This window comes from Pseudogemmobacter sp. TB195, assembly GCF_058313095.1.
This window is the reverse complement of record NZ_JBZEGG010000006.1, coordinates 124,900-146,443: the sequence shown is the minus strand read 5'-3', so window position 1 is coordinate 146,443 and position 21,544 is coordinate 124,900. Positions and strand designations below refer to the sequence as shown.

Below are 21,544 nucleotides of genomic sequence, written 5' to 3'. Positions count from 1 at the left end.
AAGAAAGTCAGCAGTGCGGGCGCTGACCGCGGTTACGCGATGCGCGAAACCACGAAATCCGCAAGATCGCCCAGGATCGCCTTGAGCGGATGATCGGGGAGCGGTGCCAGCGCGGCGCGCGCGGTCGCGGCCCAGGCGAGGGCATCGACGCGGGCGGCAGCCAGCGCGCCATGGCGCTCCATCAGCGAAAGCGCGATCTCCAGATCGCCGTCACGCTGATCGCCTTTGGCGATGACGCGGATCCAGAAAGCCTGTTCTTCCGCATCGGCTTTGGCGACCGCCTTGATCAGCGGCAGGGTCAGTTTGCGTTCGCGGAAATCATCGCCGGTGTTCTTGCCGATCACAGCCGAGGTGCCACCGTAATCCAGAAGGTCATCGGCAATCTGGAAGGCGATGCCAAGCGCGTCGCCATAAGTATAGAGCGCCCGGACCTGATCAGGCGTCGCCCCGGCAATCTCGGCACCGGATTCCGTGGCTGCTGAAAACAGTGCTGCCGTCTTGCCGCGCACCACCCGGATATAGGTGTCCTCTGTGGTGGCCAGATCCCGGGCGGCGGTGAGTTGCAGCACCTCGCCTTCGGCAATCGTCGCCGAGGCATTGGCGAGAATATCAAGCACGCGCAGGCTGCCCGGTTCGACCATCAGCTGGAAGGCGCGGGCGAACAGATAATCGCCGACCAGCACCGAGGACTTGTTGTCCCATAAAAGATTGGCGGTCGGCCGGCCGCGGCGCTGCGCGCTCTCATCGACGACATCATCATGCAAAAGCGTGGCGGTATGGATGAACTCAACCGTGGCGGCGAGCTTCTGGTGGTCTTCGCCGCCGGGATTTCTGGCCGGATAGCCGCAGATATGCGCCGCGGCGAGCACCAGCATCGGTCGGATCCGTTTGCCGCCAGCTTCGATCAGATGGGCGGTGACTTCGGGGATGCGGGGCGCATGTTCACTGGCCATCCGCGCGCGGATGATCGCATTGACGGCGGCCATATCCGGGGCCAGAGCCTCCGCCAGCCGGTCCTGCGGACCGCGATGCGCGTTGTCACTGCCGTCCATCTTCATCCCCAAACACTCAGGTCAACTCCTGGCGGGCAGGCGCCTCTTGCCCTGACGGCGCGGTGCGGCTACCCAAAACCTATGAAAGAGCTTTTGCGCACGACCGACCCGACGGTGATCGCCTATGCGACGGCCCTTCTTGAGGGCGAGGGAATAACAGCCTTCGACCTGGACGTCCACATGAGTGTACTTGATGGTTCACTCGGAATTTTGCCGCGCCGCCTGATGGTTGCAGACCGCGACCTCTTCATGGCGCGGGCGATCGTGACGGATAACGGCCTGGAGGTTTCGCCATGAGCACGGAGCAGTTTGCCGACTGGGATTTGTCGGATGACAAGTTTCTGTGCGGCAGGCTCAGGCTCTGGCAGCCGCTCAGAGGTTACAGGGCGGCGACGGATGCCGTGCTGCTTGCGGCGGCCTGTGGCGCGAAGCCGGGCCAGCAGGTGCTGGATCTGGGTTGCGGCGCGGGGGCGGTGTCGCTGTGCCTCGCCGCGAGGGTGCCGGATCTGCGGCTCGCGGGGCTGGAGGTGCAGCCGCTTTACGCCGCCCTTGCCCGCCGGAATGCGGAACGCAATGGCATCGCGATGGAGGTGCATGAGGGCGATCTGAGCCGGATGCCCCTGGCCCTGCGTCATGATTTCGACCATGTGGTCGCAAATCCGCCCTGGTATCCGGCCGGGGGCAGCGCCTCGCCGGTGGATATAAGGGCCAAAGCGATGCAGGTGGTCCTGCCGGTATCGGACTGGGTGGCGGCGGCCACGCGGCGCCTGGCGCCCGGCGGATGGCTGACGCTGATCGCAGGCGCGGATTCGGTGCCCGCGCTCATGGCGGCGCTGGCGCCAAAGCTCGGCTCGGCCTCGATCCTGCCACTGGCGGCGCGTGAGGGGCGCGAAGCGCTCCGGGTGATTTTGCGGGCAAAGAAAGGGGGCCGCGCTGCCTTTCGCCTGTTGCCGCCGCTGGTGATCCATGAGGGCCTGGCGCATGACGGCGACCGCGAAAGCTATACTGCGGAAGCAAATGCAATTTTGCGTGACGGCGCAGGCCTGCCGGCGCGTTTTGGCTGATTAATAGAGAATTACCGGCAATATTTGTTGCGATCAAATGAAAGAGAGATGACACGACTCGCGTTCCGTGCTGCAATCCTCCTTACGCGAACCATACAGGAGGACGAAATGACCATTTCTTCGCATCTGGCAGAACTTCGCAAGAAGCACGAGGTGCTCTCTGATAAGGTCGAGAAAGGGCAACGCAGCCCCGCGACCGATGCAATCCAGATCGCAGAATGGAAGCGCCAGAAGCTCCGGCTGAAAGAGGAAATTGGCCGCCTCAGCGCCTCCCACTGAGTGAATTCTCCTGAGCCCCGGCCGGAAAAGCCCGTGTCTGTGTGGATCAGGACGCCTTGCGGGAGGCGATCAGCGCACCACTGGTGATCAGGATCGCTGCCGCAAGGATGGCCCAGCTGGCTTCGGCTTTGCCTGCGATGATCAGGGCAAGCGTTGACAGCAAAGGGGCAGCATAAGAGGCGACACCCAGAAGCTGGATGTCGCCTCTTTTCATGCCGATATCCCAGGTGAAGAACGCCGCGCCCACCGGCCCAACCCCCAGCAGCAGCACCGAGAGCCAGCCGGCAGTGCCGGTGGGCCAGAGTGTCTCCTCCAGCGCAAGATGAGCAACCAGCGACAAGGCGGCGGAGGCGAGACAGAAGATGGTGACGCTTTCTGTCGGCACAGTGCCCAGACGGCGCGAGATGACGGAATAGACCGACCAGGTGAGTGCGCAGCCAAAAGCCAGGATCATGCCGGTCGTGCTGAAACCGCTTTCTTTGCCACCGCCAAGGATGATCAGCGCAGCGCCGGCAAAGGCGACAGCTGCCCCGAGCAGCTGCGGCAGGCGCAGTTTTTCGCCTGGCAAAAGTCCGGAAAAAAGGACGATGAACAGCGGCCAGAGATAGGCGATCAGCCCGGTTTCTGCGGTGGGTGACACGCGAAAGGCTGTGAAGTAAAGAAAGTGATATCCGAAAAGACCAATTGTTCCAAATGCATAGACTTTCCACGAGATGGTCTTTAACAGATGGAACCCGTTTCGCGCCGTCCAGACCAGCCCGATGCTTCCGCCAATGGCGAAACAAATCGCGTTGAGCAGGAAGGGCGGCACGGGATCTGATCCGATGGTCAGAAGGGCCAGCAAGGCCCACATCAGGATTGCGCTAAATCCGATGGCCGTAGCCTTGCTTTGCGACATTTCAGCTCTCCCGCCCCCGTTTCCTTAAGTAAGGAAACGGCCCGGAGTTTTCTTTGAAAACTCCGGCGCCCTTGTAATCTGGTACCGCAGAAAGAGAAAGACCCGCCGGGGCGGGCCTTTCATGAAGCGCGACGGGATCCATCAGACGACGAACTGGCCGCCGTTTGCAGAGATGGTCGATCCGGTGATGAACCCGGCATCATCCGAGGCAAGGAAGGCCACGCAGCGCGCGATCTCTTCCGGCTCGCCGAGGCGGCCGACCGGGATTTGCGGGATGATGCGTTCGGCGAGGACTTTCTCGTCGATGGCACGCACCATCTCGGTGCCAATATAGCCGGGGCAGATCGCATTTACCGTGATGCCGGCCCGCGCGCCCTCCTGGGCCAGCGATTTGGTAAAGCCGAGATCTCCCGATTTCGCCGCCGAGTAATTCGCCTGGCCTGCCTGACCTTTTTGCCCGTTGATCGAAGAAATATTGATCACGCGGCCGAATTTGCGATCCCGCATACCCGACCAGAGCGGGTGGGTCATATTAAACAGGCCGGTCAGATTGGTGTCGATGACTTCTTTCCACTGGCCGGGGGTCATTTTGTGGAACATGGCATCGCGGGTGATGCCGGCATTGTTCACCAGCACATCTACCGGTCCCAGATCGGCCTCGACCTTTTTGATGCCTTCAACGCAGGCATCATAATCTGCAACTGACCATTTATAGGCCGGAATGCCGGTTTCCGCAGTAAAGGCCCTGGCCGCATCGTCATTGCCGGCATAATTTGCCGCAACCTTATAGCCGGCCGCTTTCAGCGCGATTGAAATAGCCGCGCCGATGCCGCGAGAACCGCCGGTGACGAGTGCAACTCTGGACATGATTCCTCCTCAGAAAAGCTGTTCCCAGGAAGTTAGCGGCAGTTCATCATGCGCGCAACATTGTTTCAAAAAATATTTTGCGTGCGCAGCAAAGTTTCATCATGGCCGTATGTTTGTAACGTGGCCCGGCTATGGAAAAGGGCACCGGATCGCGCCGGTGCCCCTGAATTTAGGTTTATATTACAAATTTTTGATGTCACTCGCGCTCAAGGCACATCGCGACACCCATGCCGCCGCCGATGCAAAGTGTAGCGAGGCCCTTCTTCGCACCCGTCCGGTTCATTTCGAAGATAAGCGTATTGAGGATTCGCGCGCCCGAAGCGCCGATCGGGTGACCGATCGCAATCGCGCCGCCATTGACGTTCACCTTTGCCGGATCCCAGCCCATGTCCTTGTTCACCGCGCAGGCCTGAGCGGCAAAGGCTTCATTCGCCTCAACGAGGTCAAGGTCTGCGGCCTTCCAGCCCGCCTTGTCCAGCGCTTTGCGCGAGGCATAGATCGGGCCTACACCCATGATCGACGGATCAAGACCAGCCGTCGCATGAGAGGCAATCCGCGCGAGCACTTTCAGCCCGCGTTTCGCGGCTTCCTCTTCGGTCATCAGCAATACGGCGGCCGCGCCGTCATTGAGGCCCGACGCATTGGCGGCGGTCACGGTTCCGTCTTTGGTGAAGGCGGGTTTCAGCTTTTGCATCGCCTCGATCGTGGCGCCGTGGCGGATATATTCATCGCTGTCGACCAGGATATCGCCTTTACGGGTCTTCACCGTGAAGGGCGCGATCTCATCTTTGAACTTGCCGGCTTTCTGCGCCGCTTCGGCTTTGTTCTGGCTGGCGACGGCGAATTCATCCTGCTGCTCGCGCGAGATCTGCCATTGAGCGGCTACATTCTCGGCGGTCTGGCCCATGTGATAATTGTTGAACGCATCCCAGAGGCCGTCTTTGATCATCGAGTCGATCATCTTCATGTCGCCCATCTTGGTGCCGGCGCGCAGATGCGCGACATGGGGCGAGAGGCTCATGCTTTCCTGACCGCCGGCGATGACGATCCCGGCCGCGCCGGTCTGGATCTGCTGGGCGCCAAGCGCGACCGTGCGCAGACCCGAACCGCAGACCTGGTTGATCGACCAGGCCGGGCTTTCCTTGGGAAGGCCGGCGAGGATATGGGCCTGACGGGCCGGGTTCTGGCCCTGACCTGCGGTGAGCACCTGGCCCAGAATGGTCTCGTCGATTTCGGACTTGTCGATCCCGGCCCGGGCGATAACGGCCTCGATCACACTCGCTCCCAGTTCATGCGCCGGTGTATTGGCGAAAGCCCCATTGAACGAGCCCACGGCGGTCCGTGCGGCCGAAACGATTACGATATTGGTCATCTGAAGCCTCTCCTCAGGCAGTAACGTCGGGCAGAGATCCGCGAGGGGATCGAGCGGCCCGCAGGGTCTTCTTTGGCGAAGAGGGACACAATCAGAAGAAATACGCAAGAATATTGCGCGACAGTTTTTGGCCTCAGCCTGCGGGTGTTGCCGCTTGCCTGGCGCGGAGATACTGGCTGAAATCGGGATCGAGTTCCGGCCTGCCGAACAGATAGCCCTGCAGACAGCCGACGCCCTGTTCCCGCAGCCAGTTCGCTTCTTCGTTGCTTTCGACCGCTTCGGCCACGAGGAACATGCCAAATTCCTGCGCCATGGCGATGGCTGCGCGCACGATCGGCTGGTTTTCCGGATCCCTGTGACAATCGCGGATAAAGCGGCCATCGAGCTTGGCGATGTCAAAACCGAATTCATAAAGCAGGCTCAGCGAGGTGACGCTGTCGCCGAAGTCATCCAGGGTGAAGGTGATGCCGTAGCCCCGCAACTCGTCCATGAAGGGGATCAGCACGTCCGGCATCTGCATCGCCGAGGCCTCGTTGATCTCAAGGATCAGCCCTTTGCCGATGCCAGGATATTCCCCAAGAACGCGGCGCAAAAGCTGCGTCCAGGGCTTATAGCCCACCGATCTCGCCGACATATTCACAGCGATTCGCACCCCGGGATTGCGCCGCAGCGTCATCAGCCCCAGCCGCAGCGCCGCCACGTCGATTTCGCGCCCAAGCTCGCGGGTTTCGGCGACCGACATGAAGTCGCGCGCCGGAATCGTCATCTGCTTTTCATCCAGCAGCCGGATATAGCCTTCATAAAAACCGATAATATCAGGGGCGGTGGCATAGACGGCGGGCTGGAAGGCCAGCCGCATCCGCTTGTGCTGCAACGCCTCGCGCACCATGTGCAGCACCGCGCGCTCTGCCGAGGAAACCGCCATGGCAAAAGGAGAGGCCTCCTTGCCGTCGAGATCGAACTTCTTGCGCCGCGCTTGTTCGAAGCTCATCCCCGCTGTCCTTATTGTTCGGGTGACACTTTGCGCGAAGATGGGTAAACCGAGGCTGAACGTTCTGCGTTTGTTTCAAATTTTGCCTATTCCGCGAGGCCGATATGACTGCCGATTCCATGCAACGTTGTCCCTGGTGCGGCACAGACCCGCTTTATGTCGCCTATCACGATGAGGAATGGGGGCGCCCTGAACGCGACCCGCGCGCCCTGTGGGAAATGTTGATCCTCGAAGGCTTCCAGGCCGGCCTCTCCTGGTACACGATATTGAAAAAACGCGAAAATTTCCGCGCAGCCTTTCAGGGCTTTCAGCCGGAAACCATCGCCTCCTGGGGCGCGGATGAGGTGGAGCGTCTGCTTCTGGACCCCGGTATCGTGCGCCATCGCGGCAAGATCGAGAGCACGATCCGCTCGGCCCGCGCCTTTCTCGAGATCGAGGCGGCCGAGGGGTTCTCACCCTGGCTCTGGTCTTTCACCGGCGGCGGGGTGTTGCAGAACCGGCTCGGCACGATGGCGCAGGCCGTGGCCTCGACGCCTGAAAGCACCGCCATGTCCAAGGCCCTGAAAAAACGGGGTTTCAATTTCTGCGGTGCGGCAATCACCTATGCCTTCATGCAGGCGGCGGGGATGGTGAATGACCATCTGACCAGTTGCCCGCAACATGGGGAATGTGCTGCGCTCGCCTGATCGGGGGAGCGATCAGGCAGGAGCGGACGCGCCCCCCCTTGGCGACTGCGACATCAGCGCGCATATAGGGGCAAAGCCGCGAAAGTGAGGACAGCATGTTCGGTCTTGATGAGACACAAAAGCCCGCCGCCAGCCAGCCTGGCGATCTGATCAAAGACGGTTCTGATGCGACATTCATGGCCGATGTGATCGACGCCTCGCGCGATGTGCCGGTGATCGTTGATTTCTGGGCGACCTGGTGCGGACCCTGCAAACAGCTCGGGCCGGCGCTGGAGGCTGCGGTCACGGCGGCGAAAGGCAAGGTGCGGCTGGTCAAGATCGATGTCGATCAGAACCAGATGGTCGCCGGTCAGCTGCGCGTGCAGTCGATTCCGACGGTCTATGCCTTCTGGCAGGGCCAGCCGGTTGACGGCTTCCAGGGCGCGCTTCCCGGCTCGGAAATCAAGAAATTCGTCGAGAAACTGGTGGCGCTTGGCGGTGACGACGGGGGCCTCGGCGATGCGCTTGCCGCCGCCGAAGAGATGCTGACAAATGGCGACTATGCCGATGCGGTCGAGACATTCGCAGCCATCCTTGGCGAAGAACCCGAGAATGCGGCGGCCTTTGGTGGCCTCGCCCGCAGCCATATCGGCGCCGGCGATTTTGACGCCGCAGAGGCGCTTTTGCAGACCGTTCCGGCCGCAATTGCCGGCACGCAGGAAGTCGAGGCTGCCCGCGCGCAGCTGGAACTGGCGCGGCAGGCTGCCAATGCCGGCCCCGAGGCCGAGTTGCAGGCCGCCGTTGACGCTGACCCGGCCAATCACCAGGCGCGGTTTGATCTTGCCGTGGCGCTCAATGCCAGTGGCAAGGTCGATGAGGCGGTGGACCAGTTGCTGGAATTGTTCCGGCGCGACCGTGAATGGAATGACGGCTCCGCGCGCGCGCAGCTCTTCACCATTTTCGACGCGCTGAAGCCGCAGGACCCGATTGTGCTGAAAGGGCGGCGGCGGCTCTCTTCGATGATCTTCGTCTGAGATGTTTCCGCTGCGGCCTTCGCTGGCGGATCTGCCGGGGACGATCCCGGTCTTCCCGTTGCCCGGTGCATTGCTCTTGCCCCGGGCGCGGCTGCCTTTGCACATTTTCGAGCCGCGCTATCTCGCGATGATCGACGATTGCCTGAAACATCCGCACCGGCTGATCGGTATGGTCTGTCCGCTGGGCGAGGACCGGCTCTCGACCATCGGCTGCGCCGGTCGTCTGGTGCAACTCGGTGAGACCGATGACCGCCGCTATATGGTCACGCTGGCGGGTCTCACGCGGTTCCGGATGGGCGGCGAGGTCGAGGGCTTTACCCCCTATCGCCGTTTCAACGTGGACTGGTCGCCGTTTGAGCGTGATCTGGGCGGGCCCGAAGAGGATACAGGCCTCGACCGGCCGGCGCTGTTCTCGCTGATCTCGCGTTATCTGGCGGGCCGCGATCTGACCGCTGACTGGAAGGGGCTGGAGGCAGCTCCGGATGAGATTCTCATCAACTCCCTCTCCATGCTGGTGCCGCTGTCGCCCGAAGACCGCCAGGCGCTGCTGGAAACCCCGGATCTTACGACACGGCGCGAGACATTGGTGACTTTGGTGGAATTCGCCCTCAGGGGCGGCAATGGCGATGAGGTGCTGCAATGAGCGAGACCGGCAACGATGACCAGAAACCGGCCGCTTTCGACCGGCGGATGCTCGAGGCCCTGATCTGCCCGGTCACGCATGGGGCGCTGATCTGGGACACTGAGAAGCAGGAATTGGTTTCGAAATCAGCGAAACTTGCCTTCCCGGTGCGGGGCGGCGTTCCGGTTATGCTGGTATCGGAAGCCCGTGAGCTGGATTGACCGCCTGCCAGCGGCGGGCGCGGAATTTTTCTGAAAATTCCGGCCAAATTTCTTACTTAAGAAATTTGCGGCCCTCAGGGGCGATGGAGGCGCATCATGAAAAACCCGTCCATACCGCCCTGCGACGCGAGGTAATCCGGGCGCAGCCGCAGCCCGCCACTTTCTGTCCACCAGTCTGAACTGATGCCATCGAGCTCAAGGCGGGTGGTTTTCAGCCCGGGATGCCGGGCGAGGGCGGCATCAAGCTGGTGCTCACCCTCTTCCGGCAGGAGCGAACAGGTGGCGAATACCAGCCTGCCGCCAGGCTTCAGCCAGGACAGCGCCCGGTCGATCAGCTGCGATTGCAGTTCAGCCAGGCCCCTGATTTCGCTGCCGTCCTTGACGAAAGGCAGGTCGGGGTGGCGGCGGATGGTGCCGCTGGCCGAACAGGGAGCATCCAGCAGGATCGCGTCAAAGAGGGTATCCGGCTCCCAATGCAGGGCGTCGGCGGCGATAAGCTGCGCCTGCAGGCCGGTGCGGGCCAGGTTTTCCTCAACCCGCCGCAGCCGCGCCGGGGAAATATCAAGCGCCGTGACCTCGGCGCCGGTGGCCGCCAGTTGCATCGTCTTGCCGCCAGGCGCTGCGCAGAGATCGAGCACCCGCTCTCCGGCCTGCGCCTGCAAGAGCCGCGCCGGTATTGCGGCGGCCATATCCTGCACCCACCAGCCGCCTTCGGCATAGCCGGGAAGGGCGCTGATCCGGCCAGGATCGGAAAGGCGCAGACTGCCGGTCGGCATGATCTCGCCCTCGGGATGCGGGCCTTCCGGGCGCAGCGTCAGATCAAGCGGCGGTGGGGCAGCGAATACGGTTTCCATCTGATGGACCGCGTCACGGCCCCATTTCTGAACCAGCGGCTGGCGCAGCCAGCGCGGCAGTTTTTGCACCGGCTGCTCTGCGAGGGCGGCCGGGTCGATCCCGCGCAGCACGGCATTGACGAGGCCGGACATATGCCGGGTTTTGCGGTCCTGCTGCGCGATGGCGACGCAGGCATTCACCACGCCATAGGGGGCCGCGCCCAGGGCCATTTCCACCAGCCCGAGCCGGAGAATATTCATCAGGCCGAGCGGCGGCGATTTACGCAGCTTTGGCGCGAGGATGCGGTCGGCAGGGTCCAGCCGGCGCAGCACTTCTTCGGTCAGGCGACCCGCACGGGCGCGGTCCTGCGGCGCGAGATCCGGTTCGGCGAGCTCGGCGAGCATTTTCCCCTCGCCCAGCACCGCATTCAGCGCGGCCACTGCCGCTGCCCGTGCCGCTATACCTTCAGCCATTCTGCGCCCCTTTGCACCTGCCGTCCGGCGCTGTATCACAGACAAGGACCGGAGAGGAACCGCTGCCATGACCGATTGCCAACCGGAAGAACATCGCGATCTGCCGCCCGAGGCGCTGCGGGCGCTTGCCGAAGCCGAGGCGCGGCGCAAGGCTTTGGGCGATCAGGCGGTGCCAAAAGAATATGGCGGGCGCGACGGGCTGGAGCCCGTGCGCTATGGGGATTGGGAGAAGAAGGGGCTCGCGGTCGATTTCTGACCCGATTCACTTCTGACCCCGTTCACATCTGATCGGCAGAGCGCTGGCGGCTGGATGCGGGAGCGCCCTGCGACGGAGTTTCAGCTCAGGAGGAAGCTGGCAGGCCGCATTTAAAAGAGAGGCTGGATCAAAGACCCAGCACATCCGCCATGTCATAATGGCCAGGCTTTTTGCCCTGCCCCCAGAGGACGGCGCGCAATGCGCCCCGGGCGAAGATCGAGCGGTCTGTGGCAAGGTGGCGCAGCACGATGCGTTCGCCATCGGCGGCAAAGATCACATCATGTTCGCCGACGACATCGCCGCCCCGGATCGCTGAAAAACCGATCGTGCCACGGCTGCGGGCGCCGGTGATGCCTTCGCGGGCAGGGGTGCGCAGCTCAGCCAGGCTTTTGCCTCGGCCTTCTGCGGCGGCCTCGCCCAGCATCAGCGCCGTGCCGGACGGCGCGTCGACCTTGTGGCGGTGATGCGCTTCGACCACTTCGATATCCCAGTCTTCATCCAGCGCCGCTGCAACCTTGCGCGCAAGCCCGGTCAGAAGATTGACGCCAAGGCTCATATTGCCGGCGCGGATGATCACCGCATGGCGCGCCGCCGCGCCGAGTTTCGCAATATCCGCATCGCTGAGGCCTGTGGTGCCGATGACATGCACCGCGCGGGCCTGGGCGGCGAGGCCGGCAAATTCCACTGTGGCTGCGGGCGAGGTAAAGTCGATCACGCCCTGGGCTTTGGCGAAGGCCTCGACCGGGTCATCGGTCACGATGATGCCATTCGGCTGGCCGCCCATGCACTCGCCAAGATCGCGGCCGATCCAGAGACTGCCTTCGCGTTCTACCCCGGCGACAAGACGCGCCTTGCCGCTGGCCTGGATGGTTTTCACCAGCATCTGCCCCATGCGGCCCGACATACCCGTGACGACAATACCCGGCAGATCGCTCATGACTTCCTCCAGCGCTTTCCTGCTGTGGTTTAACGCCGACCGCGCGCGGTTGAAACCCTGCCCGTTGCGGGGCGGACGGAAAGGGCTTAAATGCGGGGCATGGCCACAAAACGCACATCCTCCGGTCAGGGGCCGTCCCAGCGTCAGCTGCGGGTTGGCGAACTGATCCGACGTACCCTTTCCGATGTTCTGAACCGGGGCGAGATCCACGACCCGGAGCTGAATGCTATGCCGATCACCGTCGGCGAGGTCTCGCTTTCGACCGATCTCAAGGTGGCGACGGTTTATGTCATGCCGCTTCTGGGTACGGCGCCGGTTGATGAGGCGGTGAAGCTGCTGGCAAAGCACCGGGGCGAGTTGCGCCACCGGGTCGCGGCCGGGCTGACGCTGAAATACGCGCCGGATCTGCGGTTCCGCCCGGACGAGACCTATGACCGGCTTGACGAGACGCGGCGGCTCTTCGCGGATCCGAGGGTGCAGCGCGATATCGAGAGCAAAGATGAGGAAGGGGCCGGGGAGGACGAGGCGTGATCCGCCTCCTCGCAGCCCTGGTGGTGCTGATATCGGGGGCGGGTGCCGCATCGGCCTCGGCCTGTCGGCAGGATATCTTCGAGGGCGTGCCCTTCAGCCTTTGCGAAGTGACGGCTGCGGATGATCTGCGGCTGTTTCTCGATGGCCCCAGGGGCAAGCTCGGCTCGTTCCGCGCGGTGGACCAGGCTTTGGCGGCCGAGGGCAAGACGCTTGGTTTCGCGATGAATGCCGGTATGTATCACCGCGACCGCTCGCCCGTCGGGCTTTATATCGAGGGCGGCGAAGAGAAACACGCCATCGTCACCGCCGAGGGGCCGGGGAATTTCGGCCTGCTGCCAAATGGGGTGTTTTGCTGGGCGGATGGCAGTTTCAATATCAGCGACAGCCGTGAGTTCGAGCCCCTGCGGGGCAATTGCCGATATGCGACGCAATCCGGGCCGATGCTGGTGATCAAGGGTGAACTGCATCCCCGCTTTCTGGAAAACAGCGATTCGACCTATATCCGCAATGGCGTCGGCGTCGATGCGGCGGGGACGAAGGCGGTGTTCGTGATGAGCGACCGCGCGGTCAATTTCCACCAGTTCGCGCGGTTTTTCCGTGACCATCTCGGGCTGACGGATGCGCTTTATTTCGACGGCAATATTTCGCGGCTTTACGCGCCCGAGCTGGGGCGCCATGACGGCGGTTTCGCGATGGGGCCGATTGTCGGCACCGTCGTCGATTCGGGTCAGGCACAGGACTAATCAATGGCGAAAACGCGCAAAGGTCGCCCGGTTTCCGGCTGGGTGATTGTCGACAAGCCTGCGGGCATTGGCTCGACCGATGTGGTGAACAAGGTGAAATGGGCGTTTCAGGCGCAAAAGGCGGGCCATGCGGGCACGCTGGATCCGGATGCGACGGGGGTGCTGGCGGTTGCTCTGGGCGAGGCCACCAAATGCGTGCCGGTGGTGGCGGATGCGCTGAAATGCTACCGGTTCCGGGTGGTGTTCGGGGCCGCGACCTCGACCGATGACGCAAGTGGCGCGGTGATCGCGACCTCGCCCCTGCGGCCTGCGGATGATGAAATCGAGGCGGCGCTGGCCGCGTTTCGTGGCGAGATCCTGCAGGTGCCGCCACAGGTTTCCGCGGTCAAGGTCGATGGAGAGCGCGCCTATGACCTTGCCCGCGAGGGGATCGAGATGGATCTCGCGGCGCGGCCGCTTTGGGTCGACAGCCTTATGCTGCTGGGGCGACCCGATGCCGATCACGCAGACCTGGAAATGGTCTGTGGCAAGGGCGGCTATGTGCGCGCCATTGCGCGCGATCTTGGCCGGGCGCTTGGCTGTCTGGGGCACGTGGCCTGGCTCAGGCGCGAATGGTCGGGCCCGTTCGAGGCGGCTGAAGGGGTCACGATGGCGCAGATCGAGGAGCTGGCGCGGCAAGACGGGATCGACGCTTTGCTGGCGCCGCTCGAACTCGCGCTGGCGGATCTGCCAGAGCTGAAGGCGACGGCGGAAGGGGCGGTGCGGCTGAAGAACGGCAATCCGGGGCAGGTGCTGGGCCATATCGACTATGGCGATGAGGCCTGGGCGAGTTTTGACGGCAAGGCGCTGGCGCTTGGCCGCTATATGGGCGGTGAGCTGCACCCGTCGCGCGTGTTCAATCTTTGACGCGCGGGCTCTGATTTTCGCGGTACGGCTGCGACACTGAAACAGGGCGGCCGATCTGGCCGCCCTTTGATTTTTCGCCTCTGCCTTCTCTGGTTCCTGCAGCGCCGTGCCGGATCAGGCAGCGAGCAGCCTGATTTCGGACGGGTCGATCTGGCCATTCACCTCGGCCACGACAAAGCCGTCGATGCTGATCAGGGATGAGCCGCCGGTCGCGCTTTGCGTCACCGAGACTGCGGGCGAGACATGGGCGGCGGGGTCATAGACCAGCACGATCTCATCATCCTGCGGGTCGTAATCGGTGATGGTCGCGAAGCCGCCTTCACCCAGCCATTGCGTCAGGACGAAGCTGTCAGATCCCGCGCCGCCATGGCCATAATCCCCCGCGCCGAGATGGATCACGTCATCGCCGTCACCACCATTGAGGAAGTCGACTTCGCTATCGTCCCCCTCGGGAAAGGCGCCCCAGAGCGTATCATTCCCGGCGCCGCCATCCAGCGTATCCGAACCCGCACCGCCGACCATCTGATCGTCGCCCTCGCCGCCCCAGAGCCAGTCATCGCCCTCTTCGCCATAAAGGCTGTCATCGCCCTCACCGCCCAGCAGCGTGTCATTGCCGGCGCCGCCCTGGAGCAGGTCGTCGCCTTCATGCCCCATCAGCTGGTCACCGCCATCGCCGCCGTCGAGCGTGTCATCGCCCGCATCACCATGCAATTCGTCGTTGCCGGCACCGCCAAGGACGAGATCATTGCCGGCTCCGGCATTGACGATGTCATTGCCATTGCCGCCATAGACCGTGTCATCGCCATCGCGGGCATTGATCTGATCATTGCCATCTTCGCCCCGGATCAGATCATCGCTGTCGCTGCCGTCCAGCAGATCGTCTCCGGTCGTGCCGGTGACCGGCACAGGCTGCGGCGAGACCAGGCCTGGCCCGGTTCCGGAACCGTCGGGATTGCCCGTGCCCGTGCCCGTGTCGACGTCGGTGCCACCCGTATTATCCGGCAAGGGTTCAACGATCGGGGGATCAGCGACAGGGGGGCCATCCTCTGGGACATGGCCATCTTCAAAGCCGGTGTCGGTTTCATCGGAGCCGCCATCTGTGGGGTCGTCTGTCAGGCTGCCCGTTGCGCTGCCGTTCAGGCCAGACCCGGGCGTGTAACCGAATTGAGTACCGCTTTCGCTGCCGCTGCCCGAAGGCGTGATGCCTCCTGTCCAGCCGCCGCCATGGGTGCCACCCGCGCGGAAAGGGTTCAGGCCGTGGAAGGGGTCGGTCTGAGTGGCACCGTCAGGATCATCCAGCAGATTGCCGTGACCGGTCTGAGGATCGCCCTGGCTGTCCTGGTTTTCGGACTCATCCTCTTCGTCCGTGCTGCGGGCAGAAATGCCCTCAATCAAAGCACCGGCAAACACCGCCCCCAACAATCCCAATAGGCCCAGCATTGTCTCACCTCACATGGCTGACCCCATGGGGGCGTTAACCATTTTTCACGTTAACCATCTGATGCATATGAAAACTTCCTGACTAATTCATACCACGCAGGGGGGTATCCTCATAGAAGATGTTTTGGTTAAATTGTGAAAAATCCGACGCGATCCGTTTCCGGATTCGCTCTGACCGGGCGGGGTCGGCCGGTGCGGGACAGGCCCAGACCCGATCCGATACGCCTTGCCGCCGACAGCGCCAGGGGCTTTCCTTTTGCGCCGAATCCCCGTATAGGCTCGCATCCCCTGCAGCGGTTTTCCCTGCCGGGGTGTAAGGGCCCTGCTGGACGACATCCCGGCTTGTGCCGTCTCTCGCAACACCGAAAGGAGCATCCGATGTCGATCACCGTCGAAGAAAAAGCCCGCCTGATCAAGGAATACGCGACCAAAGCTGGTGATACCGGTTCGCCCGAAGTGCAGGTTTCCATCCTGTCCTCGCGCATCGCGACCCTGACCGAGCATTTCAAAACGCATAAGAAAGACAACCACTCGCGTCGTGGTCTGCTTATGCTCGTCGCGCAGCGCCGCAAGCTGCTGGACTATCTGAAAGCCAAAGACGAAGCGCGTTACAGCTCGCTGATCGCGCGCCTCGGCCTGCGTCGCTGAGGTTTTGCCGCAGCGCCCGGTTTCACCGGGTCGTGTCTGTGTCACAAGAATGCCCGTGCCGAAAGGTGCGGGCATTTTTCTTTGATACCGCCCCTCTCTTATAGCTTAAAACTATAATGACGGCCGCAGATTTCTATTTCTCTCTTCGGGTGCCCGCCTGTATCGACTGAGTGACCGGAGGCGGTAACCGGAGGGGGAGGCCATGGCGCAAGACAAAAGCGGTTTCTCCCTGTCCCGGGCGGCGGGCTATCTGGCAGCAACTGTCGCTTTCGCGCTGTTTGCGGTGCTCTTTGCCCTGGCAGGAGCGGTCCTCACAACCGGCGCGGTCCTGTTCGATCTGGCCTGGGTGCCCTCGCTCGGGATCGGGCTGTCTTTCATGCTTGACCCGCTGGCACTGATCTTTGCCGCGCTGATCACCGGGATCGGCGGGCTGATCTTCCTCTATGCCACCGGCTATATGGGCAACCATCCGCAATTCGGGCGCTTTGTGCTCTTCCTGTTTCTCTTCATGCTTTCGATGCTGGGGCTGGTGCTGGCGCGCGACCTGATCACGTTATTCGTGTTCTGGGAGCTGACCTCGCTCACCTCTTACCTGCTGATCGGCTTCAGTCATGACGATCCGAAGGCGCGCCGCAATGCGCTCCAGGCGATGCTGGTCACGGCAGGTGGCGGGCTTGCGCTCCTGGCCGGGTTCATCCTGATCGGCTTTGCTGCGGGGAGCTATGATCTCGCGGTGATCCTGCAAGGCGGGGGATTGCAGGCCAGCCCGCTTTATGGCGCGATCCTGACGCTGGTGCTTTTGGGGGCATTCACCAAATCTGCGCAGATCCCGTTTCATTTCTGGCTCCCGAATGCCATGGCGGCACCGACCCCGGTTTCGGCCTATCTCCATTCCGCGACCATGGTGAAGGCAGGGGTCTATCTGCTGGCGCGGCTGCATCCGGCGCTCTCTGGCACCGGGGCATGGGAGATCACACTGACCCTGGCCGGCGGCGCGACGGCGCTTTTTGCCTCGGTCATCGCGATCCGCCAGCGCGATCTGAAACAGGCCTTGGCCTGGACGACGCTGATGGCTCTGGGTGTGCTGGTGCTCTTTCTGGCGCAGGGGTCGGGTGTGGCCCTGACGGCGGCGCTGACCTTCCTGATCGTGCATGCGCTTTACAAGGCGGCGCTGTTCATGGTGGTGGGCGCGGTGGATCATGGCACCGGCAGCCGCGATGTGACAGCCTTGCGCGGTTTGCGGCGGGCAATGCCGCTGACCGCGGTTTCGGCGCTTCTGGCTGCGGTCTCGATGGCAGGCCTGCCGCCCTTCCTTGGCTGGATCGGGAAAGAGCTGCTTTATGCCGGGGTCACGCCCTGGCTGGTGCTGCCGCTGCTGGCCTCGAATGCGCTGATCTTTGCGGTGGCGGGCGGGGTGGCGCTGCGACCTTTCTGGGGGGCGCCGCCCGGGCCCTTGTCGCGAGAGCCGCATGAGGCAGGCTGGCAGATGCTGGCCGGGCCGGTCGTGCTGGGGGGGGCGGGTCTCGTCTTCGGGCTGATGCCGGGCCTGTTGCAGCCGTTGCTGGACGCGGCGGTCATGGGATTTCGCGAGGCCCCGGCGGCAGAGCTGCATCTCTGGGCCGGGGTCAACCTGCCGCTGGCGCTCAGCCTTGCGACGTTCGGGCTGGGGGGGGTGCTGTTCCTGGCCGCGCCGCGTCTTCTGGCGCGCGGGACCGGTCTTTCCTTTGCGGACCGCTGCTGGGACCGGTTGCTTGCGGGCCTCGCCGGTTTCGCCACGTTCCTGACCCGGGTGATCCAGTCCGGCAGGCTGAGCCACTACCTCACGCTGAGCTTTCTGACGGCTGGCCTCGTGATCCTTGCCACGCTGGCGGCAAAGCGTCCGCTGCTGGCGGTGGAACTCACCGCGCCGCTGCCGCTTTGGGTGATCGCGGGTTTCATGCTTGGCGGCGCGGCGCTGTCGCTGACGCCGCATTCGCGCATCGCCAATATCGCCGGGATCGGCACGGTCGGGATCGGCGTCGCGCTGATCTTCCTGATCTTCGGCGCGCCGGATGTGGCGGTGACGCAGCTGATGGTCGAGTGCCTCTCTGCCGTCCTGTTCGGCATCGCGCTGTTGCGCCTGCCCGGAATCACCGAGCGCCGCAGCCCCCGCCGTCGCGCGCTGCATTGGGGGATCGCGGGCATTATGGGTCTGTCGGTTACGCTGATCCTACTGGCGATCACCGCGCATCCGCCGGACCGGCAGCTTGCCGATTACTTCGAGGAAAACAGTTACAGCCTCGCGCATGGTCTGAACATCGTGAATGTGATCCTTGTGGATTTCCGGGCCTTTGACACTTTTGGCGAGCTCACCGTGGTTCTTCTGGCCGCCATTGGCGCCTGGGCGCTGCTGAAGCGCCGCATCGGGAGGGCGCGCGGATGAGATCCCCGATCCTTGCCACCGGCGCGCGGCTTTTGTTGCCGCTTTTCCTGGGCTTTGCGCTTTACATCCTTCTGCGCGGCCATAATGCGCCGGGCGGCGGCTTTATCGCCGGCCTGATCGCGGCGCTTGGTTTTGCAATTGTGATCTTCGCCGATGGGCCGGAGGCCGCGCGCCGGATACTGCGGATCGATCCGCGCAGCCTGGGCGGCATCGGGCTGGTTTGCGCCCTGATCGCGGGGCTTGCGGCGGGGCTGAGCGGGGGGGCGCCTTTCCAGGGGATCTGGCTCGATCTTCCGGTCCTGCCGCTGTCCACGGTACTGCTGTTTGACATCGGCGTATTCCTGGCCGTGATCGGCGGCGTCCTCGCGCTGATCTTCGCGCTGGAAGACAGCGGAAAGGCGGGCGGCTGATGGAAACCATCCTTGCGATACTGGCCGGAGCGCTGGTCACCGCCGGGCTCTGGCTGATGCTTTCGGGCAATCTGCTGCGCTTTCTCTTCGGGCTGATGCTGCTTTCGAATGCGGTCAATCTGGCGATTTTTGCCGCCGGACGTCTGACCGAGGGCCGCCCGCCCCTGCTGGAACCCGGCGGCGCGCGGCCTGTCGGCGAGATGGCCAATGCGCTGCCACAGGCGCTGTTGCTGACCGCCATCGTGATTGGCTTCGGTCTCTTCGCCTTCGCCCTGGCGCTGACGATCCGTGCCTATCGCAGCTTTGGCCATCTTGAGGTTGACCGGATGCGCATGGCTGAACCGGAAGAGCCGCGGAGGGAAGCATGAGCTGGATCCTCGCACTTCCGATCCTGACGCCGTTCATCGGGGCCGGGGCCTGCCTGTTCCTGCGCAATCGAAAGGGCGCGGGCTGGATCTCGGTCCTGACGGCGCTGGTCTCGCTGGGGCTCGCGATCTGGCTTCTGGTCACGGTGATCGACCATGGCGTGATCGCGGGTCAGGTGAGCGGCTGGCCTGCGCCCTTCGGGATCACGCTGGTGGCGGATTATCTCTCGGCGGCGATGGTGCTGATCACGGCGATCATCGGGCTGGCGACCGCCCTCTGGGCGATGTCGGAAATCGGCCCGACCTCGGCGCGGCTCGGCTGGTTCACCCTGTTCCAGACGCTGCTGGGCGGTGTGACCGGCGCCTTTCTGACCGGCGATCTTTTCAACCTTTATGTCTGGTTCGAGGTGCTGCTGATCTCGTCCTTTGGCCTGCTGGCGATCGGAGGCAGCCGCAGCGCGACGGACGGTGCAGTGAAATATGTGACGCTGAACCTGATCGCTACGGCGCTGTTTCTCTGCGCCGCCGGGCTAACCTATGGCGCGACCGGCACGCTGAACATGGCCGATCTGCATGGCAGGGTGGCGGCACATCCCGATCAGGGGCTGATGACGGTGATCGCCATGCTGTTCATGCTGGCCTTCGGAATGAAAGCGGCAGTCTTCCCGTTGTTCTTCTGGCTGCCAGCCTCGTATCACACGCCACATTATGCGGTATCCGCCCTTTTTGCCGGGCTTCTGACCAAGGTTGGTGTCTATGCGCTGATCCGGGTCTTCACGCTGATTTTCACCGGGGATCAGGGCTGGACGCATGAGATCCTTCTGTGGTGCGCCTGCCTGACCATGGTAACCGGCGTGCTTGGCGCGGCGGCCCAGAGCGATTTCCGCAAGATCCTTTCCTTCCACATCGTCAGCCAGATTGGCTATATGGTGCTGGGCCTTGCGCTGATGACGCCGCTCGCGCTGGTGGGGGCGGTGTTTTACCTGCTGCACCATATTATCGTGAAGGCGAACCTCTTCCTTGTGGCCGGGGTCTCGCGCCGCCTGACCGGCGCGTCTGATCTGGCGCAGATCGGCGGGCTTTACCGGGCGGCGCCCTTCCTCGCGGTCCTCTTCCTGATCCCGGCCTTTTCGCTTGCGGGCTTTCCGCCGCTTTCGGGCTTCTGGGCGAAATATCTGCTGGTCCGGGCCGCGCTGGAGGAAGGCGCCTGGCTGGTGGCGGGGATCGCGCTTATGGTGGGGCTTCTGACCATTTACTCGATGACCAAGATCTGGGCCGGCGCCTTCTGGAAGCCGCATCCGGGCGGATATGAGCCGGTGCTGGCGCAGCTTTCGCCCCGCGCGCGCGTGCTGATGCTGACTCCGATGGCGGTGCTGGCGGCGATGACGGTGCTGATCGGCGTGATGCCTGAGCCCTTCGTGACTTTTGCCACCACCGCCGCGCAGCAGCTTCTGGAGCCTGAGGCCTATATCCGGACCGTGCTGGGAGCGCGCCCATGAGCCTTGACCCCCGTACTGGCCGCCATATTCTTCCCCGCATCGTTGCCGGCGCCAGCCTTGTGCCCTGGTTCCTGAAAGAGCTGGTGAAATCCTGCCTCCAGGTCGCGCTTGACTGTATCCGGCCGCGCCTGACCCTGTCTCCCGCGATTGTTCAGTTGCCGCTGCGCGCGGATATATCGGATGCCGAGATCTTCCTGCTCTCAAGCCTGATCACCCTGACGCCTGGCACACTGACGCTGGATGTCGCCGGGGACCGCAGTTGCCTCATGATCCATTGCCTGCATGGCAGCGACCCTGAGGCCCTGGTTCAGGAGTTGCAGGATGGTATGGCGCGCCGCGTCAGGGGGGTGTTCAGATGAGTTCTGCTGCGTTTCTGGACCTGAGCCTGACCGGGGCCATGGCGCTGATGGCGCTGGCGGTGTTTCTGGGGCTGCTGCGGTTGTGGAAAGGGCCGACGCTTGGCGACCGGGTGGTGGCGCTTGATATGATGTCGGCGGCGGTGATCGGCTTTTGCGCGCTGTTTGCGCTGAAGGCCGGGATCGGGGCCTATCTCGATATCGCGGTGGCGGTGGCGCTTGTGAGTTTCGTGCCGGTGGTAGCGCTGGCGCGCTATGCCGAGCGGCTGGCGCGGCGGGAGGGGACCGATGACTGAGGTGATCACAGGGGTTCTGGCGCTTGCGGCAGGGGTGTTTGCGGTGATTGCGGCGCTTGGCGTCCTGCGCTTTCCCGATGTATTGACGCGGATGCATGCGGCGTCAAAGGTCGGGGCATTCGCCGGCAGCCTCGCGCTCCTGGCGGCGGCGATTGGTTTTGGCACCACCGGGGCGGTGGTGAAGGCGCTGGTGGCGATCCTGTTTCTTTTTGTCACCGCCCCCATCGCCGCACATCTGATCGGTCGCGCCAGCGCCTGGCGCAGCGGGGGGCTGCCGCGCGGGCGGCGCTGATCGCGCTGGACGGATTGTGATCCCGGCCAGCAGCGCCCGCTTTTGCGCTTTGGCGCGGCATGGCTTATGCT

The 21,544-nt window shown here is 63.4% G+C and carries 27 protein-coding genes; 19 read left to right on the top strand and 8 right to left on the bottom strand.

Annotated features, from left to right (window positions below; genetic code table 11):
• Window positions 1–32 precede the first annotated feature (32 nt).
• Complete coding sequence (locus AC4FS3_RS08410) at window positions 33–1,052, bottom strand: polyprenyl synthetase family protein (protein ID WP_283176187.1); 1,020 nt, start codon at window positions 1,050–1,052, stop codon at window positions 33–35.
• Between the two features lie 81 nt (window positions 1,053–1,133).
• Between AC4FS3_RS08410 and AC4FS3_RS08405 the strand changes: the two genes are divergently transcribed.
• The 3 genes from AC4FS3_RS08405 to AC4FS3_RS08395 all read left to right on the top strand — a co-directional run bounded on the left by AC4FS3_RS08405 (window position 1,134) and on the right by AC4FS3_RS08395 (window position 2,395).
• Window positions 1,134–1,349, top strand: coding sequence for a putative signal transducing protein (locus AC4FS3_RS08405; RefSeq protein WP_491020160.1), 216 nt, complete (start codon window positions 1,134–1,136; stop codon window positions 1,347–1,349).
• Window positions 1,346–2,116, top strand: a complete 771-nt coding sequence (locus AC4FS3_RS08400) for a tRNA1(Val) (adenine(37)-N6)-methyltransferase (protein WP_491020159.1) — start codon at window positions 1,346–1,348, stop codon at window positions 2,114–2,116. The genes AC4FS3_RS08405 and AC4FS3_RS08400 overlap by 4 nt, the downstream gene beginning before the upstream one ends.
• Before the next feature lie 108 nt (window positions 2,117–2,224).
• A complete protein-coding gene (locus AC4FS3_RS08395) occupies window positions 2,225–2,395 on the top strand; it encodes a YdcH family protein (RefSeq protein ID WP_491020158.1) in 171 nt (56 codons plus the stop codon).
• 46 nt (window positions 2,396–2,441) lie between these two features.
• Here the strand turns inward: AC4FS3_RS08395 and yddG are convergent, their stop codons facing one another.
• The 4 genes from yddG to AC4FS3_RS08375 form a co-directional block, all read right to left on the bottom strand.
• Window positions 2,442–3,293, bottom strand: a complete 852-nt coding sequence (gene yddG, locus AC4FS3_RS08390; protein WP_491020157.1) for an aromatic amino acid exporter YddG — start codon at window positions 3,291–3,293, stop codon at window positions 2,442–2,444.
• A gap of 141 nt (window positions 3,294–3,434) precedes the next feature.
• Entirely contained in the window at window positions 3,435–4,160 is a 726-nt protein-coding gene (locus tag AC4FS3_RS08385; protein ID WP_092899490.1) for a beta-ketoacyl-ACP reductase, read from the bottom strand.
• A 196-nt stretch (window positions 4,161–4,356) separates the two neighbouring features.
• Window positions 4,357–5,532, bottom strand: a complete 1,176-nt coding sequence (locus AC4FS3_RS08380) for an acetyl-CoA C-acetyltransferase (protein ID WP_491020156.1) — start codon at window positions 5,530–5,532, stop codon at window positions 4,357–4,359.
• Window positions 5,533–5,665: 133 nt separating this feature from the next.
• Window positions 5,666–6,523 (bottom strand): EAL domain-containing protein, encoded by an 858-nt coding sequence (locus AC4FS3_RS08375; protein WP_491020155.1) that lies wholly within the window; start codon window positions 6,521–6,523, stop codon window positions 5,666–5,668.
• A gap of 104 nt (window positions 6,524–6,627) precedes the next feature.
• Between AC4FS3_RS08375 and AC4FS3_RS08370 the strand changes: the two genes are divergently transcribed.
• The 4 genes from AC4FS3_RS08370 (at window position 6,628) to AC4FS3_RS08355 (ending at window position 9,065) form a co-directional block, all read left to right on the top strand.
• Window positions 6,628–7,209 carry a DNA-3-methyladenine glycosylase I gene (locus AC4FS3_RS08370; RefSeq protein ID WP_491020154.1) on the top strand — a complete coding sequence of 194 codons (582 nt, stop codon included), beginning with the start codon at window positions 6,628–6,630 and terminating at the stop codon, window positions 7,207–7,209.
• A gap of 95 nt (window positions 7,210–7,304) precedes the next feature.
• Complete coding sequence (locus AC4FS3_RS08365) at window positions 7,305–8,222, top strand: tetratricopeptide repeat protein (RefSeq protein ID WP_491020153.1); 918 nt, start codon at window positions 7,305–7,307, stop codon at window positions 8,220–8,222.
• 1 nt (window position 8,223) lies between these two features.
• Entirely contained in the window at window positions 8,224–8,865 is a 642-nt protein-coding gene (locus AC4FS3_RS08360) for an LON peptidase substrate-binding domain-containing protein (RefSeq protein ID WP_491020152.1), read from the top strand.
• Window positions 8,862–9,065: a Trm112 family protein gene (locus AC4FS3_RS08355; RefSeq protein ID WP_491020151.1), complete on the top strand. Its 204-nt coding sequence runs from the start codon at window positions 8,862–8,864 to the stop codon at window positions 9,063–9,065. Before AC4FS3_RS08360 ends, AC4FS3_RS08355 begins: the two co-directional genes overlap by 4 nt.
• 74 nt (window positions 9,066–9,139) lie before the next feature.
• Here AC4FS3_RS08355 and AC4FS3_RS08350 read toward each other — a convergent pair whose 3' ends face one another.
• Window positions 9,140–10,372, bottom strand: a complete 1,233-nt coding sequence (locus AC4FS3_RS08350; RefSeq protein WP_491020150.1) for an RsmB/NOP family class I SAM-dependent RNA methyltransferase — start codon at window positions 10,370–10,372, stop codon at window positions 9,140–9,142.
• A 67-nt stretch (window positions 10,373–10,439) separates the two neighbouring features.
• Between AC4FS3_RS08350 and AC4FS3_RS08345 the strand changes: the two genes are divergently transcribed.
• Entirely contained in the window at window positions 10,440–10,628 is a 189-nt protein-coding gene (locus AC4FS3_RS08345) for a DUF1674 domain-containing protein (protein ID WP_283176177.1), read from the top strand.
• Between the two features lie 127 nt (window positions 10,629–10,755).
• Here AC4FS3_RS08345 and dapB read toward each other — a convergent pair whose 3' ends face one another.
• The gene (gene dapB, locus AC4FS3_RS08340) at window positions 10,756–11,565 is read right to left on the bottom strand and encodes a 4-hydroxy-tetrahydrodipicolinate reductase (RefSeq protein ID WP_491020149.1); all 810 of its coding nucleotides are present in this window, start codon (window positions 11,563–11,565) and stop codon (window positions 10,756–10,758) included.
• A 99-nt stretch (window positions 11,566–11,664) separates the two neighbouring features.
• Between dapB and rbfA the strand changes: the two genes are divergently transcribed.
• From rbfA to truB, 3 genes are read left to right on the top strand one after another with little or no spacing between them, the layout of a single operon-like run.
• Window positions 11,665–12,096: a 30S ribosome-binding factor RbfA gene (gene rbfA, locus AC4FS3_RS08335; protein WP_491020148.1), complete on the top strand. Its 432-nt coding sequence runs from the start codon at window positions 11,665–11,667 to the stop codon at window positions 12,094–12,096.
• The gene (locus tag AC4FS3_RS08330) at window positions 12,093–12,839 is read left to right on the top strand and encodes a phosphodiester glycosidase family protein (protein WP_491020147.1); all 747 of its coding nucleotides are present in this window, start codon (window positions 12,093–12,095) and stop codon (window positions 12,837–12,839) included. The genes rbfA and AC4FS3_RS08330 overlap by 4 nt, the downstream gene beginning before the upstream one ends.
• 3 nt (window positions 12,840–12,842) lie before the next feature.
• Complete coding sequence (gene truB, locus AC4FS3_RS08325; protein WP_491020146.1) at window positions 12,843–13,745, top strand: tRNA pseudouridine(55) synthase TruB; 903 nt, start codon at window positions 12,843–12,845, stop codon at window positions 13,743–13,745.
• A gap of 114 nt (window positions 13,746–13,859) precedes the next feature.
• Here the strand turns inward: truB and AC4FS3_RS08320 are convergent, their stop codons facing one another.
• Complete coding sequence (locus AC4FS3_RS08320) at window positions 13,860–15,185, bottom strand: calcium-binding protein (protein WP_491020145.1); 1,326 nt, start codon at window positions 15,183–15,185, stop codon at window positions 13,860–13,862.
• A 378-nt stretch (window positions 15,186–15,563) separates the two neighbouring features.
• Here AC4FS3_RS08320 and rpsO point away from each other — a divergent pair, with 378 nt between their 5' ends.
• From rpsO to mnhG, 8 genes are all read left to right on the top strand, one after another.
• Complete coding sequence (rpsO, locus tag AC4FS3_RS08315) at window positions 15,564–15,833, top strand: 30S ribosomal protein S15 (RefSeq protein ID WP_198836558.1); 270 nt, start codon at window positions 15,564–15,566, stop codon at window positions 15,831–15,833.
• 202 nt (window positions 15,834–16,035) lie between these two features.
• Complete coding sequence (mbhE, locus tag AC4FS3_RS08310; protein WP_491020144.1) at window positions 16,036–18,255, top strand: hydrogen gas-evolving membrane-bound hydrogenase subunit E; 2,220 nt, start codon at window positions 16,036–16,038, stop codon at window positions 18,253–18,255.
• Window positions 18,252–18,665 (top strand): MnhB domain-containing protein, encoded by a 414-nt coding sequence (locus AC4FS3_RS08305; RefSeq protein WP_491020143.1) that lies wholly within the window; start codon window positions 18,252–18,254, stop codon window positions 18,663–18,665. The genes mbhE and AC4FS3_RS08305 overlap by 4 nt, the downstream gene beginning before the upstream one ends.
• Window positions 18,665–19,033, top strand: a complete 369-nt coding sequence (locus tag AC4FS3_RS08300; RefSeq protein WP_491020142.1) for a Na+/H+ antiporter subunit C — start codon at window positions 18,665–18,667, stop codon at window positions 19,031–19,033. The genes AC4FS3_RS08305 and AC4FS3_RS08300 overlap by 1 nt, the downstream gene beginning before the upstream one ends.
• Window positions 19,030–20,529, top strand: a complete 1,500-nt coding sequence (locus AC4FS3_RS08295) for a Na+/H+ antiporter subunit D (RefSeq protein WP_491020141.1) — start codon at window positions 19,030–19,032, stop codon at window positions 20,527–20,529. The genes AC4FS3_RS08300 and AC4FS3_RS08295 overlap by 4 nt, the downstream gene beginning before the upstream one ends.
• Complete coding sequence (locus AC4FS3_RS08290; protein WP_491020140.1) at window positions 20,526–20,888, top strand: Na+/H+ antiporter subunit E; 363 nt, start codon at window positions 20,526–20,528, stop codon at window positions 20,886–20,888. The genes AC4FS3_RS08295 and AC4FS3_RS08290 overlap by 4 nt, the downstream gene beginning before the upstream one ends.
• Window positions 20,885–21,181, top strand: a complete 297-nt coding sequence (locus tag AC4FS3_RS08285; RefSeq protein ID WP_198836552.1) for an MrpF/PhaF family protein — start codon at window positions 20,885–20,887, stop codon at window positions 21,179–21,181. Before AC4FS3_RS08290 ends, AC4FS3_RS08285 begins: the two co-directional genes overlap by 4 nt.
• Window positions 21,174–21,473 carry a monovalent cation/H(+) antiporter subunit G gene (gene mnhG / locus AC4FS3_RS08280; RefSeq protein ID WP_283176165.1) on the top strand — a complete coding sequence of 100 codons (300 nt, stop codon included), beginning with the start codon at window positions 21,174–21,176 and terminating at the stop codon, window positions 21,471–21,473. The genes AC4FS3_RS08285 and mnhG overlap by 8 nt, the downstream gene beginning before the upstream one ends.
• Window positions 21,474–21,544 lie beyond the last annotated feature (71 nt).